We start from the raw sequence: 411 nt of genomic DNA on the forward strand, positions 1-411 counted from the left end.
TTCTTCCGCTTCCTAAAGCTTTTGAAGATTGATATGGCCATCTGACAGGCCGTGTAAATGTAATGGCTCGGAAGTTCTGAATACTCCCTGCGTAAGCCCTTGTAGGTCTCCTTCTTCAGCCGGTAAAAGCTGGTAACATTGTTCTCAAAAGCGTGAGTGATGAGAAAGTTCACGATTTCCCGGTAAGTCTGGAAAAGCCCATCTAATCCTTCGGGTGTTCCCTTGAGTTTGAATTTTGCCGTGAGTTTAATCGTCTCTGAGGGCATTCTTTACCGCCTCGACAAGACGCTTTTTCTTATGAGAACGAGCTCCATAAAGTTTTCCAGCGAAGGAAGTTACAATGGCTAACAAATCCTCAACGAGTTCCTTTCCTGGCGTTTTCTCTTCATCATCAAAGATGACTTCAATTTC

Annotated in this window: 2 pseudogenes; both read right to left on the minus strand. The window is 44.0% G+C overall.

The features are described from left to right. A pseudogene (locus E3E24_RS12555) lies at positions 1-266 on the minus strand (RNA-guided endonuclease TnpB family protein); the annotation flags it as partial. Next, positions 247-411: pseudogene (locus tag E3E24_RS12560) on the minus strand (IS607 family transposase); the annotation flags it as partial. The pseudogenes E3E24_RS12560 and E3E24_RS12555, both read right to left, overlap by 20 nt.

The sequence above is a fragment of the Thermococcus sp. LS2 genome, from assembly GCF_012027375.1.
Taxonomy (GTDB): domain Archaea; phylum Methanobacteriota_B; class Thermococci; order Thermococcales; family Thermococcaceae; genus Thermococcus_B.